General features: G+C 66.4%; 17 protein-coding genes. 1 reads left to right on the top strand and 16 read right to left on the bottom strand.

Annotated elements, in window-relative coordinates:
• Both HFL01S_RS25550 and HFL01S_RS07850 read right to left on the bottom strand, forming a co-directional pair.
• On the bottom strand, positions 1-384 hold a 384-nt coding region (locus tag HFL01S_RS25550), incomplete at its 3' end, for a P-loop NTPase family protein (protein WP_218008612.1).
• A gap of 404 nt (positions 385-788) precedes the next feature.
• Positions 789-1,061 carry a hypothetical protein gene (locus HFL01S_RS07850; protein WP_066257011.1) on the bottom strand — a complete coding sequence of 91 codons (273 nt, stop codon included), beginning with the start codon at positions 1,059-1,061 and terminating at the stop codon, positions 789-791.
• A 649-nt stretch (positions 1,062-1,710) separates the two neighbouring features.
• On the opposite strand from HFL01S_RS07850, the gene HFL01S_RS07845 reads away from it, so the two are divergent.
• Entirely contained in the window at positions 1,711-2,820 is a 1,110-nt protein-coding gene (locus HFL01S_RS07845; RefSeq protein ID WP_066257006.1) for a DUF72 domain-containing protein, read from the top strand.
• A 22-nt stretch (positions 2,821-2,842) separates the two neighbouring features.
• Here HFL01S_RS07845 and HFL01S_RS07840 read toward each other — a convergent pair whose 3' ends face one another.
• The 14 genes from HFL01S_RS07840 to HFL01S_RS07775 form a co-directional block, all read right to left on the bottom strand.
• On the bottom strand, positions 2,843-3,448 hold the full coding sequence (locus tag HFL01S_RS07840; RefSeq protein WP_066257004.1) for an HD domain-containing protein: 606 nt from the start codon (positions 3,446-3,448) through the stop codon (positions 2,843-2,845).
• A 112-nt stretch (positions 3,449-3,560) separates the two neighbouring features.
• Positions 3,561-4,772, bottom strand: coding sequence for a multidrug effflux MFS transporter (locus tag HFL01S_RS07835; protein WP_066257001.1), 1,212 nt, complete (start codon positions 4,770-4,772; stop codon positions 3,561-3,563).
• Between the two features lie 74 nt (positions 4,773-4,846).
• Positions 4,847-5,395 (bottom strand): methylated-DNA--[protein]-cysteine S-methyltransferase, encoded by a 549-nt coding sequence (locus HFL01S_RS07830; RefSeq protein ID WP_066256998.1) that lies wholly within the window; start codon positions 5,393-5,395, stop codon positions 4,847-4,849.
• A 1-nt stretch (position 5,396) separates the two neighbouring features.
• Positions 5,397-5,615, bottom strand: coding sequence for a hypothetical protein (locus tag HFL01S_RS07825; protein ID WP_066256996.1), 219 nt, complete (start codon positions 5,613-5,615; stop codon positions 5,397-5,399).
• A complete protein-coding gene (locus HFL01S_RS07820) occupies positions 5,612-6,133 on the bottom strand; it encodes an ATPase (RefSeq protein WP_066256993.1) in 522 nt (173 codons plus the stop codon). The genes HFL01S_RS07825 and HFL01S_RS07820 overlap by 4 nt, the downstream gene beginning before the upstream one ends.
• Positions 6,134-6,204: 71 nt before the next feature.
• Positions 6,205-7,110, bottom strand: a complete 906-nt coding sequence (locus HFL01S_RS07815; RefSeq protein ID WP_066256992.1) for an SDR family oxidoreductase — start codon at positions 7,108-7,110, stop codon at positions 6,205-6,207.
• A gap of 24 nt (positions 7,111-7,134) precedes the next feature.
• On the bottom strand, positions 7,135-7,626 hold the full coding sequence (locus HFL01S_RS07810; protein WP_245644751.1) for a GNAT family N-acetyltransferase: 492 nt from the start codon (positions 7,624-7,626) through the stop codon (positions 7,135-7,137).
• The gene (locus tag HFL01S_RS07805) at positions 7,623-8,558 is read right to left on the bottom strand and encodes a glutathione S-transferase family protein (RefSeq protein WP_066256989.1); all 936 of its coding nucleotides are present in this window, start codon (positions 8,556-8,558) and stop codon (positions 7,623-7,625) included. The genes HFL01S_RS07810 and HFL01S_RS07805 overlap by 4 nt, the downstream gene beginning before the upstream one ends.
• A gap of 26 nt (positions 8,559-8,584) precedes the next feature.
• Positions 8,585-10,237 (bottom strand): isovaleryl-CoA dehydrogenase, encoded by a 1,653-nt coding sequence (locus HFL01S_RS07800; protein ID WP_066256987.1) that lies wholly within the window; start codon positions 10,235-10,237, stop codon positions 8,585-8,587.
• A gap of 52 nt (positions 10,238-10,289) precedes the next feature.
• A complete protein-coding gene (locus HFL01S_RS24605; protein ID WP_169802319.1) occupies positions 10,290-11,318 on the bottom strand; it encodes a serine hydrolase domain-containing protein in 1,029 nt (342 codons plus the stop codon).
• 96 nt (positions 11,319-11,414) lie between these two features.
• Positions 11,415-12,431: an NADP-dependent oxidoreductase gene (locus tag HFL01S_RS07790; protein ID WP_066256979.1), complete on the bottom strand. Its 1,017-nt coding sequence runs from the start codon at positions 12,429-12,431 to the stop codon at positions 11,415-11,417.
• A gap of 19 nt (positions 12,432-12,450) precedes the next feature.
• Positions 12,451-13,248, bottom strand: coding sequence for an SDR family NAD(P)-dependent oxidoreductase (locus tag HFL01S_RS07785; protein WP_066256977.1), 798 nt, complete (start codon positions 13,246-13,248; stop codon positions 12,451-12,453).
• Positions 13,248-13,673: a PaaI family thioesterase gene (locus tag HFL01S_RS07780; RefSeq protein WP_066256976.1), complete on the bottom strand. Its 426-nt coding sequence runs from the start codon at positions 13,671-13,673 to the stop codon at positions 13,248-13,250. Before HFL01S_RS07780 ends, HFL01S_RS07785 begins: the two co-directional genes overlap by 1 nt.
• Positions 13,674-14,465 (bottom strand): SDR family oxidoreductase, encoded by a 792-nt coding sequence (locus HFL01S_RS07775; protein WP_066256974.1) that lies wholly within the window; start codon positions 14,463-14,465, stop codon positions 13,674-13,676.
• Positions 14,466-14,478 lie beyond the last annotated feature (13 nt).

Raw genomic sequence — 14,478 nt, 5'->3', positions numbered from 1 at the left:
CTCGGGCTCATTAAAGTAGGGTGCTTCGCGGCCATCGAAGTTCACCACAGTAAATTTTGAACGAACTGGAAGCTTGGCAAGGAACGCAGGAATCTCACTCACATTTAGTTCGTGTGGAGGCGGAAGGCGAACTACCTCTCCAACGCGGTCAGAGAAAAAAATCTCTAAGCTATGAACGAACGTGCTCTTTCCGGTACCGCTAGGCGCGGTTAGAAAGAGAACCTTACCTTGAGATGAGCTTTCCGCCGCGGCAAGAAATCGTTTGATAGCCTCGATGTCCTCTTCGGGCTGAACAAATGTCATCTTTGCTCGCTCCCCGAAAGTCGACATGAGCGGCTCATAACGAGTTGGGAGCGAGGTGATCTTGATTGAAGTGACTGACATGTGACGATTCGGCTTGGTAAGTTTTAACGTGGAAGTAAGCGGTCTGCGCGGCTTTTCATGCAGGTCCGTTCGACTGAAAGGTTATACATCACTTGGCCACGTAACCTTCAAGGCAACAAGATCACTTCCTTTCGCCTTGTACAGAATTCGGCCACCATCCAAATGGACTATCAGTTCCAATCGAGTCAGTACACCTTTGGCATCTGAGCCAGCGTGTCGAAATACGTTAGCATAGCCTTCCGGTGGAAGAATGCACGGAGGATATGCCGTCCACTCAGACGGCGCGCCACTAGACGAGAAAGCAGTAATTTTGCGAGGTGCTTCAAATTCAATCTCGCTCTTGCTCTTGCACGCATCGCGAATGGTCTTGTAGCTTTCTTGGTCAAAAAGCATCGTGTCGCCCCTCAGATATTTCCATTTAGCATGCCTTGAAAGCCATTTTCAATTGACGCCTTTGTAACCTGGGCTTGCGTATTCTGCCAATTGGTCGTCATTTCCTTTTGGCTATTTTCCCAGTTCTTCTGAACGTCAGCATTGTGGCCACTCGCAGCAATATCGAATTCCGTTTTCTTTTCGATTAGCTTTTCATAGGTGCGGATCAAGTCCGTACTCTGCGGCTGCTGTTGGATCATGAACTCTAGAAAGGCCCTACAGTTATTGAAGTCCCAGCTATTCATGGTGATATCTCCTGTGATACACAAGCTTAATTTACCCGACAAGCCAAATGACTACATCTACCCAAGATAGGATAAATACAGCCATTCTGGATGGATGTGAAATCCATATCCATCCTATTCCTACGGTTTGCGAACCCTGTCTTTCGGCCCCAGCGCTTTAACGGTACGAAGTGGCATCTTCAAAAGTCGGACAGAGAAACACCAGCTCGCTCCAGTTGCGCGTACAAGGGCCTGAAGTTCTCTTTCACCCAATGCGATCTGAACACCAGTGCCGGGACTCTCATGACGGCGCACCGGGCTGTTTTCCACCAGCAGTGCAACGCAGGTGCTGCGGCTTTTTCTACCGGGGAGTGATGCGAGGGCAGACACAAACCGGGCATCGCCAAACCGGTCCTTCAGTTTCTGAGCGCCGGGTGAACACGACAAGCGCTTTTTGGTGACCTTGAACGAAGAGACCTGATCACCCGACGGTTCGGGTAGGCGTTTGGGGGTCGCTGGGTGGTGAAATTGCATGGCCTCCCTTTTGGCCTGGAACGTTGTGGGTTGTTATCCGTTCAGGCGGTCATTCTGCAACGTCTTGTCACAAATCTACAAGTCGCCCCCTGTCAATTCCGGCAACAGACACTCTGCCCGGTGACACTACAGCCATATGCAGGACGACCTGTTCGGCGCGACGCCGGCGCCGCCCCCCACCCGACCGAAGCCACCCGCCGCCGCACCCGACCCGGCGGACGATGACGCTGCTCCGGCTCAGCCCAAACGCCGCCGCTCCACCGAAGTCCTCCCCCTACCCCCAGACAACACCACCCGCGCCCTCGCCGCCCGCCTGAACACGCGCATCCGCCTGGGCGCCTCGACCTGGAGCTACCCGGGCTGGGCCGGCATCGTGTGGGACGAGGGGCCGTACAGCGAGGCGGTGCTGGCCAAGAACGGCCTGACCGCCTACGCCCAACACCCGCTGCTGCGCTGCGTGGGCATCGACCGGTCGTTCTACCGCCCGCTGACCGAGGGGCAGTACGCGCGCTACGCGGGCCAGGTGCCGGACGATTTCCGCTTCGTGGTGAAGGCGCCGGCGCTGGTGACGGACGCACTGGTGCGCGGCGAACAAGGCCAGGGGCGCCAGCCCAACACCGCGTTTCTGGACCCGGTGCTGGCGACGCAGGAGTTCATCACCCCCGCGCTGGCAGGGCTGGGCGACAAGGTGGGCGCGCTGGTGTTTCAGCTCAGCCCGCTGCCGTTTTCGCAGTTGCAGCGCCTGCCGCTGCTGCTGGAGCGGCTGCGCGCCCTGCTGCGGGCGCTGCCCGATGTGCGCGGCGCCACGCCCGACGGCGTGGTGGCGGTGGAGGTGCGCGACCCGGAGTGGCTCTCGCCCGCCATCGCGCCGCAGCTGGCGGCCGTGCTCAAGGAGACCGGCGCTACCTACTGCCTGGGCCTGCACGCCAAGATGCCGCGCCTGGCCGAGCAGTTGCCGCTGCTGCGCGCGCTCTGGCCCGGGCCGCTGGTCTGCCGCTGGAACCTGAACCCGCTGCACGGCGCCTACGGCTACGAGGACGCGCAGCGCTCCTACGAACCCTACGACCGCATTCACGACGTGGACGCCGAGACGCGCGCACTGATCGTGCGCACGGTGCGCGGCGTGACGGGCGCGGGGCAGAACGCCTACGTGACGATCAGCAACAAGGCCGAGGGTTGCGCGCCGCTGTCGGCGCGGGCGCTGGCGGAGGGCTTGGCGGACGCCGAGGCGCCACCGGCCACCTGAACGCGCCGCGGCGCGGCGGTGTTCACTGCGCCTGGGCCGCCGGTTGCATGGCCGCCTTGTAGATGCTGTTGCGCGGCGAGGCCATGAGGCGACGCAGCATGGGCGCGAAGGTCTCCAGCGGCTCGGCGGGCTGCGCGGGGTCGAAAGCGCGGTTGTCGTACAGCGCGACGAACTCGGCGGTGTGCTCGTAGCTCGGGTGCGCCTTGAACTGGTCGCGCATGTTGCGGTCCAGCCCGATGTGGTGGAAGAAGTTGTAGCCCTGGAACACGCCGTGGTGCTGAACCATCCAGTGGTTCTCGTCGCTGACGAAGGGCTTGAGGATGGCGGCGGCGATGTCGGGGTGGTTGAAGCTGCCCAGCGTGTCGCCAATGTCGTGCAGCAGCGCGCAGACCACGTATTCCTCGTCGCGCCCGTCTTTAAGCGCCAAGGTTGCGGTCTGGCGGGAATGGGTGAGGCGATCCACCGGGAAGCCGCCGAAGTCGCCGTCGAGCAGGCGCAGGTGGTCGAGGATGCGGTCGGGCAGTGCCTTGGCCATCTTCATGGCCTCGGGGACGATGAGTTGCCAGTCTTCCTTGGTGCTCTGTTCCATGCAGGTGAAACTGGCGCGAGCGAGGACGTGGTCGTTCATGGGTGTCTCCTTCCGGGTGGGTGGTCAGGGCCTTGCCAATGTCGCCCGCATGTTCACCCACCCGAAGGGCCACCCGCTGTCCCGCCTGGGACGGCGCGCGCCCTGCGGCGCGTCAGCCCTGCACGCGCTGCACGGGCGTGGCGTGCGGGCGCCAGCGCAGGGTGACCCAGGTCAGAACCAGCGCGGTGAGCGCGCCAGACGCCATGCCCACCACCATGGGCAGCGGCTGGCCGTTGGCGAACAAGCCGACGATGCCCATGGCCACCGCGCCGCAGAGCATCTGCAGCGTGCCCATGAGCGCGGACGCCGTGCCCGCAATCGCGCCGTGCGCCTCCAGCGCCAGCACCGACACCGTGGGAATCACCATGCCCATGAAGGCGCTGGCCACGAAATACAGCGACACCAGCACGAGCAGCCGGTCGCCACCGACGAGGTAGTACGCCAGCAGCGACGCCATCACCACGCCGCAGGCGGTGGCGGCCCACTTGGCCAGGGGCACCAGCCCGAAGCGCCGCCCCAAGGGACCGGTGAATTGCGCGGAGCCGATGAAGGCTGCGGCGTTGAGGCCGAAGGCCAGGCTGTACTGCGTGGGGCTCAGGCCGTAGTGGTTAATCAGCACGAAGGGCGAGCCGGCCAGGTAGACGAAGAAGCCCGACATGGCGAAGGCGCCGATGAACACCAGGCCCAGGTAGTGCCGGTCGCGCAGCAGCAGGCCGTAGGCGCGCAGCGCGCTGCCGAAGGAACTGTCCACGCGCTCTGCCTCGCTGCGGGTTTCGGCGAGCGCCCCGCGCACCATCAGCATGCCCGCCACCGCCGCCAGCGCCACCACCCAGAACACGCCGCGCCAGCCGGTCAGTGCGATGACACCGCTGCCCGCCAGCGGCGCCAGGATGGGCGAAACGCTGAACACCAGCATGAGCAGCGACATCAGGCGCGCGGCCTCGGCGCCGGTGTGCAGGTCGCGCACGATGGCGCGCGGAATCGCCATGCCGGCGGCAGCGCCCAGGCCCTGCAGGAAGCGCAGCGCCACCAGGGTGTGGATGTCGGTGGCCAACGCACAGCCAATGCTGGCCAGCGTGAACAGGGCCAGACCGGCGTAGAGCGGCGGCTTGCGGCCCACCATGTCGGACACCGGTCCATAGAGCAGCTGGCCCAGGCCGATGGAGAGGAAAAACGCGGTGAGTGTGAGTTGCACCGCCCCCACCTCTGCCCCCAGGCTGCGCCCGATGTCGGGCAGCGCGGGCAGGTACATGTCGATGGCGAAGGGGCCGATGGCGGAGAGCAGGCCCAGCACCAGGGCCATCTTGAGATAACGCGAAAGCATCGGCGAATTGTCGCAGTGCAGCAAAAATGCCGCCCGGCGCGACCCGAACAACCTTGTGCCGCGGCGCTGGGGCGTCAGTCGAACAGCGAGGGCTGACCGCCGGGCCGGTAGCCCTCGATTTCGAGCAGGCGCCATTTGGTGATGGCCCCGCCGCTGGCCGAGAAACCACCGGGCTGGCCGCCCGCCGCCAGCACGCGGTGGCAGGGCACGACCGGCGCGAACGGGTTGGCGCCCATGGCCTGGCCGATGGCGCGGGCCAGTTGCTTGTCGCCCATCTCGGCAGCGAATTCGCCGTAGGTCAGCACCTGGCCGGGCGGGATGGCGCGGGCGCGCTCGTACACGCGCTGCAGAAAGGGCGTGAGGCGCGACATGTCCAGCGGCAGGTGGCGCAGGTCGGCCGGCCGCTCGCCGCGCAGCGCGGCCTTGAGTTCGGTGATGGCGGACTGGACGGCGGGCGGTGGGTCCGCCTCAGGCACCGGCGCCGGCAGGCTGCGCAGCAGGCGCTGGCGCGTGCCCTCAGGTGTGGGTTCGGGCAGCTGCACCGCGGTGATGCCCGCCGGCCCCCACGCCATGCCGCACACGCCGATGGCGGTGTCGAACAGCGTGTGGGCGCGACCGTCCACCTCAGCCTTTTCTTCCGTAGCCGGCCTCGGGCTCCTGCACCAGCCGGTGAGGTTGCGCTGGCAGCGGACGGATGCGCTCCATCACGCCGCCACGGCTGACGATCAGTTCGGTGCCGGTTTGTGCCGCCAGTTCGCGGGCCCGCTGCGCAGCTCTTTGAATGGCTTGCCAAGATCCGCGCAGATCGGCGTTGTTCGCCTGTTCAATGCTCTTGCTGTTCATCGTTCGCTCCAGTCCAGCAGTACCGGTGTCTCACCCGCGTTGTTGTACAGCACCCAAGCATCCACTGCCGGCGCATACAGACGATGGAAGTTGCCCAGCCCAGCGGCAAACCGTCGGCGAATCACATCGGCTGGTATGTCGTGACCGCCTTGCCTCACACGCTGCCCCACACGGGCCACAGCCTCATCAGCGTGGTTGAGCTGCAGAAAGATCAGTTCGACCCGGTAGCCGGCCTGCTGCCATCGTCGGATGTGGCGCAGATAGGCCCTGCCGGACAGCGTGGTTTCAAAAGCGAAGCTGTTCTGCGCCTGAAAGTGCCGGTCGAGTTCTTCCAGCATCAGCCGCCCCGCCTGCACTGCAGCGGTTTCCGGAGCAAACGGAGCAAGCCCGGCGGCAATCAGGTCGGCATTCACAAACACCGGACAAGCCGCCTCGCGGGGCAGAAACTCGCGAGCAAAGGTCGTCTTTCCAGCGCCGTTAGGCCCTGCAATGATGATGACCTTGCGTTCGGGGTTCACAGTGACAGCTCCTGCCTGGACTCAGCCGCAGCAGTGTACCGGTGCATGCAGGTCCGGCGAACCAAGCCGAATCACCCGGCGCGCAGCGCCTGCCGCAGGTTCTCGCCAATCTCGGGCCGTTCGGCAAACGGGTCGGGCGGGTTGGTGCCAGCGACGATGGCGTCGAAGCGGCTCTGTGCGTTGCCCAGGGCCTTTGGGTGGCTGTAGATGTAGAACTGGTCGTGCCGCATGGCGTGGAACACCATCTCGGCCACCTGGGCAGCCGTCACCTTGCCGCTGCTGACGGCCTTGTCGCTCATGGCCTGGCCGATCAGCTGGCTCTGCGTGGGCTTCTCGTCGGCCAGGCCGGCCGGCTTGTTGCGGTGGCTCTGGCTGATGCCGGTGGGCACGAAGTACGGGCAGAGCACGCTGGCACCGACCTGGTCCGTCACCAGCTTCAGGTCCTGGTAGAGGGTTTCGGAGAGGCTGACCACAGCGTGTTTGCTGACGTTGTAGATGCCCATGTTGGGCGGGGTCAGCAGGCCGGCCATGCTGGCGGTGTTGACGATGTGGCCGCGGTACGCGGGGTTGGCCTTGGCGGCGGCCAGCATCATGGGGGTGAACAGGCGCACGCCGTGGATCACGCCCCAGACGTTGACGCCCAGCACCCACTCCCAGTCTTTGACGGAGTTCTCCCACACCAGACCGCCCGAGCCCACGCCCGCGTTGTTGAAGACGAAGTGCGGCGCGCCAAAGCGCTGCTGTACGGCCTGGGCCAGGGCCTCCATCTGCTCGGCGCTGGACACATCCACCTTGCGCGCCAGCACCTGTGCGCCGGCCGCTTCGAGTTCGGCACGGGCCTTGTCGAGCGCGTCTTGCTGCACGTCGACCAGCACGAGGTTCATGCCCAGCTTTGCGCCGATGCGCGCGCATTCGAGGCCGAAGCCGGAACCGGCGCCGGTGAGCACGGCGGTCTTGCCTTGGAAGTCGGAAATCACGTCTTGTCTCCTGTGTGGTGTTGTCTAGCGACGGACCATCTCGATGTGCGGGATGCCGTCTTCCATGTAGGGCTTGTCGTCCGACACGAAACCGTGGCGGTTGTAGAAACTTTCCAGGTGCGCCTGCGCACCGATGCGGATGGGCTGCGGGCCCCAGAGCTGTTCCAGCAGGCGCACGGACTCGGCCATCAGCGCGTGGCCGATGCCGCCGCCACGCGCGGACGGCGCGGTGACCACGCGGCCGATGCTGGCCTCGGCAAAGGCCGCGCCCGGTGGCACCAGGCGCGTGCTGGCGTGCAGGTGGGCGGTGCCATCCTCGTCAACGACTTCGCCCAGAACATGAAGGCACTGCGCGTCGAGGCCGTCCATGTCGAGAAAGACGCAATTCTGTTCCACCACGAACACCTCGCTGCGCAAGCGCAGCAGGCGGTAGAGGGTGTCGGCGCTGAGAGCGGCAAACGGCAGGCAGCGCCACTGGATCTGGGCGCTGCGGGGGAGAACGGTGGTTCCGGTCAAGCTTTCACTTCCTTCAGTACATATCCGATGCGTGGGAAATGTACGTGCAGGCGGCCGGCCCGGTCGTCGGTGCGCGCGAGCGTGTAGTGGGTGCGCGTGGCGGCGACCAGCGTGCCCTCGGTGGTCTCGGTGCCGAAGCTCTGCGCGGCCACCGTCACGCGGCTGCCCAGCGCAATGCCGTGGTCGTCCTGAAAGGCTTCGTCGGGCAGCGGCGCCGGCTCGGCCGCAGCGGCGATGGCGATCGCCTCGGTGCTGGTGAGCTTGGATGGCGTGCCGTGGCCGATGGCGGCCATGCGGTCCATCCACGCCAGCACGCCGGGCGTGGCGTCCAGGATGCCGGCCATGCTGGGGTTGACCACGCGGCTGAACCACAGCGGGTGGTAGGCGGCGAAGTCGGCGATGCAGGGCGCATCGCCCAGCAGGAAGGGCTGCTCGTGCAGCATGTGGGCCAGACGGCGCAGGTGGCTGCGGTAGGCGCTGGTGGCGTCGCCCGGGCGCAGGCGGGTCATGCCGGCGCTCATGGCGCTGCGGTCGGCCGCGAAAGCCTGGGCCGCTTCGGGCGGCTGCTTGGCGAACATCGCGGCCGCGCCCTTGGGGCTGAGCGTGTAGCCCATGGCCGACCAGAACAGGTCACCGTCGGCCCACTGCGCCACGATGCGCGCGATGCCTTTGAGGTGCTCGGGGAACAGTGCCGGCTCGGGTTGCAGGTGTTCGAGCACCGTGGCAATGAGCGCCGTGTCGCACCAGATGTCGGCGCCGATCTGCAGCAGCGGCGTGCGGCGGTAGCCGCCGGTCAGCGCCACCACGTCGGGCTTGGGCATGACGCTGGGGATGTACACGCTCTGCCAGGCCAGGCCCTTGAAGCCGAGCATGAGCCGCACCTTCTCGGCAAACGGCGACATGGGGTAGTGGTGGAGGATGGGCGTGGTCATGGGTGTCTCCCTTTTGTGAGCGGGTTTCAGTGAGGTTGTGCGCGGGCGAGGATGGCGGCGAAGTCGGTACCCGCGCCGAGCGAGCCGAAGCTGTGGCCCCAGTGCCCGGCCAGGCGCGACTCGCAGAAGGCCGCGAACACGGCGGGCGGCGCGGTCTGCGCCAGCAGTGCGGCCTGCACGGCCAGGGCCACGTCCTGCGCGAGGCGGCGGGCCTCGATCTCGGTGGCCATCAGCTCCACGCGCGTGGGCAGGCTGGCGGCCAGGTGGTCCAGCGCGGGGTGCATGCCCTTGGCGGGCGCGAGTTCGTGGGCCAGCGCTGCGGCGGCGTCGGCCTTGCGCAAGGCGCGCAGCAGGTCCAGCGCCATGATGTTGCCGGCGCCTTCCCAGATGCTGTTGAGCGGCATCTCGCGGTAGATGCGGGCCATGATGCCCTCGCCGCCCTCTTCCACATAGCCGTTGCCGCCCAGGCACTCCATGGCCTCCTGCGCGAAATGACTGCCGCGCTTGCAGATCCAGAACTTGGCCACGGGGGTGAGCAGGCGCTGCATCACGCGCTCGTGTTCGTCGCTCGCCGCACGGTCGAAGCTCCGCGCCAGGCGCAGGGCCAGCGCGGTCGCGGCTTCGGATTCGAGCGCGAGGTCGGCGAGCACGTTCTGCATCAGCGGCTGCTCGATCAGCGCCTTGCCGAAGGCCTTGCGCTGGGTGGTGTGGTTCAGCGCGAGGGACAGCGCCTGGCGCATCAGCGCGCTGGTGCCGAGCGCGCAATCGAGCCGCGTCATGGTGCCCATGGCCAGGATCTGCGGCACACCGCGGCCCTCCTCGCCCACCAGCCAGGCGGTGGCGCCCACGAACTCCACTTCGCTGCTGGCGTTGGCCTTGTTGCCCAGCTTGTCTTTCAGGCGCTGGATGAAGAGTTTGTTCAGCGAGCCGTCCGGCAGCACACGCGGCAGGAACAGGCAACTCAGGCCGCTGGGCGTCTGCGCGAGGATCAGGAAAGCGTCGCACATCGGCGCCGAGAAGAACCACTTGTGGCCGGTGACGGTGAAGCGCTGGCCCCAGGCGTCGCTGCCGTCGGGCACGGCCTGCGTGGTGTTGGCGCGCACGTCCGAGCCGCCCTGCTTCTCGGTCATGCCCATGCCCATGGTCACGCCGGGTTTGTCCTTCCAGAGCTTGAGCGCCGGGTCGTAGGCGCGGCTGGTGAGCTGCGGCGCCCAGTCGGCGTAGATGGCGGGGTTGTGCTTGAGCGCGGGCGTGACCGCATAGGTCATGGAGATCGGGCAGAGGGTGGACGGCTCCAGCTCGGTGAAGAGCATAAAGGCCGCAGCCCGGTTGACATGGGCCGTTCCCGTGCCCTGCTCGGCGTCGGAGAACGGCGTGCCGTGCAGGCCCGCCGCCGTGGCCGCCGTCATCAGCGCGTGGTAGCTCGGGTGGAACTCCACCTGGTCGATGCGGTGGCCAAAGCGGCTGTGGCTCTTGAGCTGCGGCGTGAACACATTGGCCAGCCGCGCATGCTGCTGCATCTCGGCGCTGCCCACCTGCTGGCCCAGGGCGCTCAGGTGGGTGGTGACCAACGCCGGCGCATTGAACTTCAGCGCGTCCTGCATCGCCCGGTTGCCGTCGAACAGGTTGACGTCGACCAGCGGCTCGGGCTGGTTGAAGACTTCGTGGGTCGTGTTCATGGGCGAAGAGCCTCCAGTTCTGACGGGACATGGACAGCATCGGGCATGGCGTCTATCCCAGCATGGGAAAGCGGAACACGCCGTGGTTTGCGGGAACCGCCATGCGGGCAAGCGGAGCAGCCAGGGCCATGCCTTTGTCGCTGTTGGTCAACATCACGAATCCGTCCCCGGACGTCGTGGAGACCATGGCAAAAGCGCGAAATCCGGGGTTGTTCCCCCACTGCCAAAGGTAGGGTCCGCCTTCCGCCTGTTCGATGCCCCAGCCGGAGCCCCAGAACAACCCCAGTCCGGCATCCACCGACACCCTGTTGGTCAGACTGAGCGACAGAAGGCTTTCATCGGAGACCAGTGCCGCCATCAGGCGTGCGTAGTCCGCCGCAGTGGTGTGAAGGGAGGCTGCGGCGTTGGCTTCCACCATATCGAACCGCACCTTGCCAGCCCACCAGGAATGGCCGTCGACGACACGGTTCCGAATGTCGTTTGTCAGACGCATGCGCGAATCACGCATGTGCAGCGGTCCGAAAACGAGGCTGTCCATGAGCGCATCGAACGACTGCCCGGCCACTGCGGACAGCACCGCCTGCAGCAGCACATATCCCTCACCAGAATAGCTCCAGCGCTGGCCAGGCTCAAACGCAGGCGACAGGGGGCCATCTGTCCAGTTCGGCAGGCCCGAGCTGTGGTTGAGCAGACACGCGACCGGGATTCGACTCAACGTCGCCGGTGGCACATGGTCAAAACGTGGCGCTGCGGAGCGGGCGAACGGGTTCTGGCGATGGGCGTACCCATCGGGCAGGTAGCGCGAGACCGGCGCATTCAGATCGAGTTGTCCGCCCTTGGAAAGTTGGAGCGCGGCGAAAGCCACCACCGGTTTGGTCAATGAAGCGGCCTGAAACACCGGGTCCCCACCCGGCGCATCTGGCACCGGGCAGCATGACACGCGCTCCTGCGCCCCTGCCCTGCCTGCTTTCAGAACCACATAGGAGGCAGCGGGGACGCCTCGCTGGGCCGCCAGCGCCGCGAGCGGAACGTCACCGAAGCGCCCAAGATCGGTGGCGCAGGCCGTCAGCAGCGGCGCCATGGCCGTTGCACACAGGAGATTCCGGCGCGAAAGCATCGACCTGTTTCCTTGGGACAACCGCGTTGTTCGCCCGAATCAGCGACTCCAAACCTTCCGTCAGACCAGCTTCACGAGCTGCTTGCCGAAGTTCTTGCCCTTGAGCAGGCCCATGAACGCCTCGGGCGCGTTTTCCAGGCCCTGGGCGATCGTCTCGCGCGGGCGCAGCTTGCCCTGCGCCACCAGCGTGCCCAGCTCGGTCAGCGCCTCGGGCCAGACCTCCATGTGCTCGCTGACGATGAAGCCTTCGACCTTCAGGCGGTTGATCAGGATCAGCGCCGGGTTGGCCAGGGGCAGCGGCTGGCCGTCGTAGCCGGCGATCATTCCGCAGACCGCGATGCGGCCGAAGGCGTTCATGCGCAGCAGCACGGCGTCCAGCACCATGCCGCCCACGTTCTCGAAGTAGCCGTCGATGCCGTTCGGGCACTCCTGCTTGAGCGCCTTGGCCAGGCTGTACATGTCCTTGTGCAGCTTGTAATCAATGCAGGCGTCGAAGCCCAGTTCCTTGACCGCGTACTCGCACTTCTCCGGCCCGCCCGCGATGCCGACCACGCGGCAGCCGCGCTCCTTGGCCAGCGCACCGAAGGCGCTGCCCACCGCACCGGTGGCGGCGCTGATGACCATGGTCTCGCCGGCCTTCGGGTTGATGATCTTCACCAGGCCGTACCAGGCCGTCACGCCCGGCATGCCGACCGCGCCGAGGTAGTAGGACAGCGGCACGTGCGTGGTGTCGACCTTGCGCAGTGCGCCGGGTTGCAGCGCGTCGACCACGCTGTACTCCTGCCAGCCGCCCATGCCGACCACGCGGTCACCGTTGAGGAACTTCGGATGGCGCGACTCGACCACCTCGCCGACGGTGCCGCCGATCATCACCTCGCCCAGCGGCTGCGAGGCGGCGTAGCTCTTGCTGTCGTTCATGCGGCCGCGCATGTACGGGTCCAGGCTGAGGAAGTGGTGGCGCACCAGCACCTGCCCGTCCTGGAGCGGCGGGGTTTCGGTGGTGACCAGCTTGAAGTTGTTCACGGTGGCTTCGCCCTCGGGGCGGTTGTCGAGCAGGATCTGGCGGTTGGTGGCCATGGAAGTCTCCTTGGAATGTTCAGGGGGCGGGGCGGCGCAGCGTGGGCAGGCCGACGCCGGCGGCGTCGAAGCCGCCGTCGACCGCCAGCACCTGGCCGTTGACGTAGCTGGCCTGCGGGCTGCACAGGAAGCCGACCGCGTTGGCGATCTCTTCCAGGCTGCCGTAGCGGGCCAGGGGGATGGTGTCGTGGTAGTCCGCACGGATGGCGGGCGTGTGCACTTTCTTGGCCATCTCGGTTTCCACCGGGCCGGGCGCGATGGCGTTGACGCGGATGCCGGCATTGCCGTACTCCACCGCCTGCTGGCGCGTGAGGTGGATCAGCGCGGCCTTGGAGGTTCCGTAGGCCACGCGCAGCGTGCTGGCGCGCAGGCCCGAGATGGAGGCGATGTTGACCACCGCACCACCGCCGTTCTTCAGCATCAGCGGCGCGCAGGCCTGCACACACAGGAAGGGGCCGTCGAGGTTGGTCGCCATCACCCAGCGCCACTCGTCGAAGCTGGTCTCGCCAATCGGCTTGAAGGTGGCGACGCCCGCGTTGTTCACCAGGGCATCGAGCCGGCCGAAGGTCTGCTCGATGCGCTGCACCGCGGCGGCGACCTGCGCCGCGTCGGAGACGTCGCCGTGGATCACCAGCAGGTGGTCGGCGCGGTCGCCGAGTTCGGCGCGCAGCGTGGTTTCGGTGGCGGTCAGCGTCGGCGCGTCGTTGTCGATCACCGCGACGCGGTGGCCCTGGTGGAAGAACCAGCGCGCGATGGCCAGGCCGATGCCGCGGGCGGCGCCGGTGACAAAGGCGACGGGAGTGTTGGCAGTGCTCATCAGTCGGTCTTGAGAGGGTTCAGTTCGTGGGTGGACTTGCCCACCGGCAGGCGCGGCACGAACTTGAAGGTGCCGGTGGCGTGGGCGCAAAGCTTGCCCGCCGCGTCCACGATGCGGCCTTCGGTGAAGGCCATGGTGGGCGTGCGGTGCAGCAGCGTGCCGTGCGCCGTGAGCGCCCCCTTGGCGGGCCGCATGAAGCTGGTCTTCATCTCCACCGTCACGCAGCCCATGGCCGGCTCCACCGAACGCGCCGCGTGCGCCATCACCACATCCAGCAGGGTCATGCTGGCGCCGCCGTGCACCACGTTGAACGAGTTCTGGTGCTCGGGCTTGGGGTCGAAGCAGATCGTGGCTTCGCCGCCCTCGAACTTCTGCAGTTCGAAGCCGAGCAGCTCGACGAAGGGGATGTGGACCGAGAACTTCACTCAGCCTCCCGTGATGACCGAGACGCCGCCGTCCACCGCCAGCCACTGGCCGGTGATGTGCTTGCCGGCGTCGGAGGCATACAGCACGGTCAGGCCCTTGAGGTCTTCGTCGTCGCCCAGGCGGCCCAGCGGCGCGTGCGCGGCCAGCTGCTCCTCGCCCATGGCCTTGAGCGTGCCCTGGGTCATCTTGCTCGGGAAGAAGCCCGGGCAGATGGCGTTGACGCGGATGCCGTGCGCGCCCCACTCGGCGGCCAGCGCACGGGTGAAGTTGATGACCGCGCCCTTGGAGGTGTTGTAGGCGATGGTGTTCATGCCGCGCGGGTTGCCGCCCAGACCGGCGATGGACGCGGTGTTGATGATGCTGCCGCGCTTCTTCGGGATCATGCTGGCCTTGGCAATCAGCTGGCTCAGGAAGAAGTAGCTGCGCACGTTCAGGTTCATCACCTTGTCCCAGGCTTCGAGCGGGTGGTCTTCGGCCGGGGCGCCCCAGGCGGCGCCGGCGTTGTTGACCAGGATGTCGACATCGCCCGCGCGCTGCAGGGTCTCGCTGACCAGGCGGCGGATGTCCTCCTCGTGCTGGCAGTCGGCGGCGATCCAGCGCGCGTCGATGCCGGCGGCCTGCAGTTCGGCCGTGGCCTCTTCGAGGTCGGTGGCCTTGCGCGAGCTGATCACCACGCGCGCACCGGCCTCGCCCAGGGCGTGGGCCATCTGCAGGCCCAGGCCGCGCGAGCCGCCGGTAACGAGGGCGGTCTTGCCCTTGAGGTCGAACAGTTGCTGGATGTTGCGGGTCATTGGTGTCTCCTTG

It is taken from the genome of Hydrogenophaga flava NBRC 102514 (genome assembly GCF_001571145.1).
Taxonomy (GTDB): Bacteria; Pseudomonadota; Gammaproteobacteria; order Burkholderiales; family Burkholderiaceae_C; genus Hydrogenophaga; species Hydrogenophaga flava.
The sequence above is the reverse complement of the archived record's forward strand: the minus strand, read 5'-3'. Positions and strand labels throughout refer to the sequence as shown.

Bases quoted from the DNA above. Each gene is read 5' to 3' on its own strand.
- HFL01S_RS07850 (WP_066257011.1), bottom strand. From the start codon at position 1,061: ATGAATAGCTGGGACTTCAATAACTGTAGGGCCTTTCTAGAGTTCATG.
- HFL01S_RS07845 (WP_066257006.1), top strand. From the start codon at position 1,711: ATGCAGGACGACCTGTTCGGCGCGACGCCGGCGCCGCCCCCCACCCGA.
- HFL01S_RS07840 (WP_066257004.1), bottom strand. From the start codon at position 3,448: ATGAACGACCACGTCCTCGCTCGCGCCAGTTTCACCTGCATGGAACAG.
- HFL01S_RS07835 (WP_066257001.1), bottom strand. From the start codon at position 4,772: ATGCTTTCGCGTTATCTCAAGATGGCCCTGGTGCTGGGCCTGCTCTCC.
- HFL01S_RS07825 (WP_066256996.1), bottom strand. From the start codon at position 5,615: ATGAACAGCAAGAGCATTGAACAGGCGAACAACGCCGATCTGCGCGGA.
- HFL01S_RS07805 (WP_066256989.1), bottom strand. From the start codon at position 8,558: ATGACCACGCCCATCCTCCACCACTACCCCATGTCGCCGTTTGCCGAG.
- HFL01S_RS07800 (WP_066256987.1), bottom strand. From the start codon at position 10,237: ATGAACACGACCCACGAAGTCTTCAACCAGCCCGAGCCGCTGGTCGAC.
- HFL01S_RS24605 (WP_169802319.1), bottom strand. From the start codon at position 11,318: ATGGCGCCGCTGCTGACGGCCTGCGCCACCGATCTTGGGCGCTTCGGT.
- HFL01S_RS07790 (WP_066256979.1), bottom strand. From the start codon at position 12,431: ATGGCCACCAACCGCCAGATCCTGCTCGACAACCGCCCCGAGGGCGAA.
- HFL01S_RS07785 (WP_066256977.1), bottom strand. From the start codon at position 13,248: ATGAGCACTGCCAACACTCCCGTCGCCTTTGTCACCGGCGCCGCCCGC.
- HFL01S_RS07775 (WP_066256974.1), bottom strand. From the start codon at position 14,465: ATGACCCGCAACATCCAGCAACTGTTCGACCTCAAGGGCAAGACCGCC.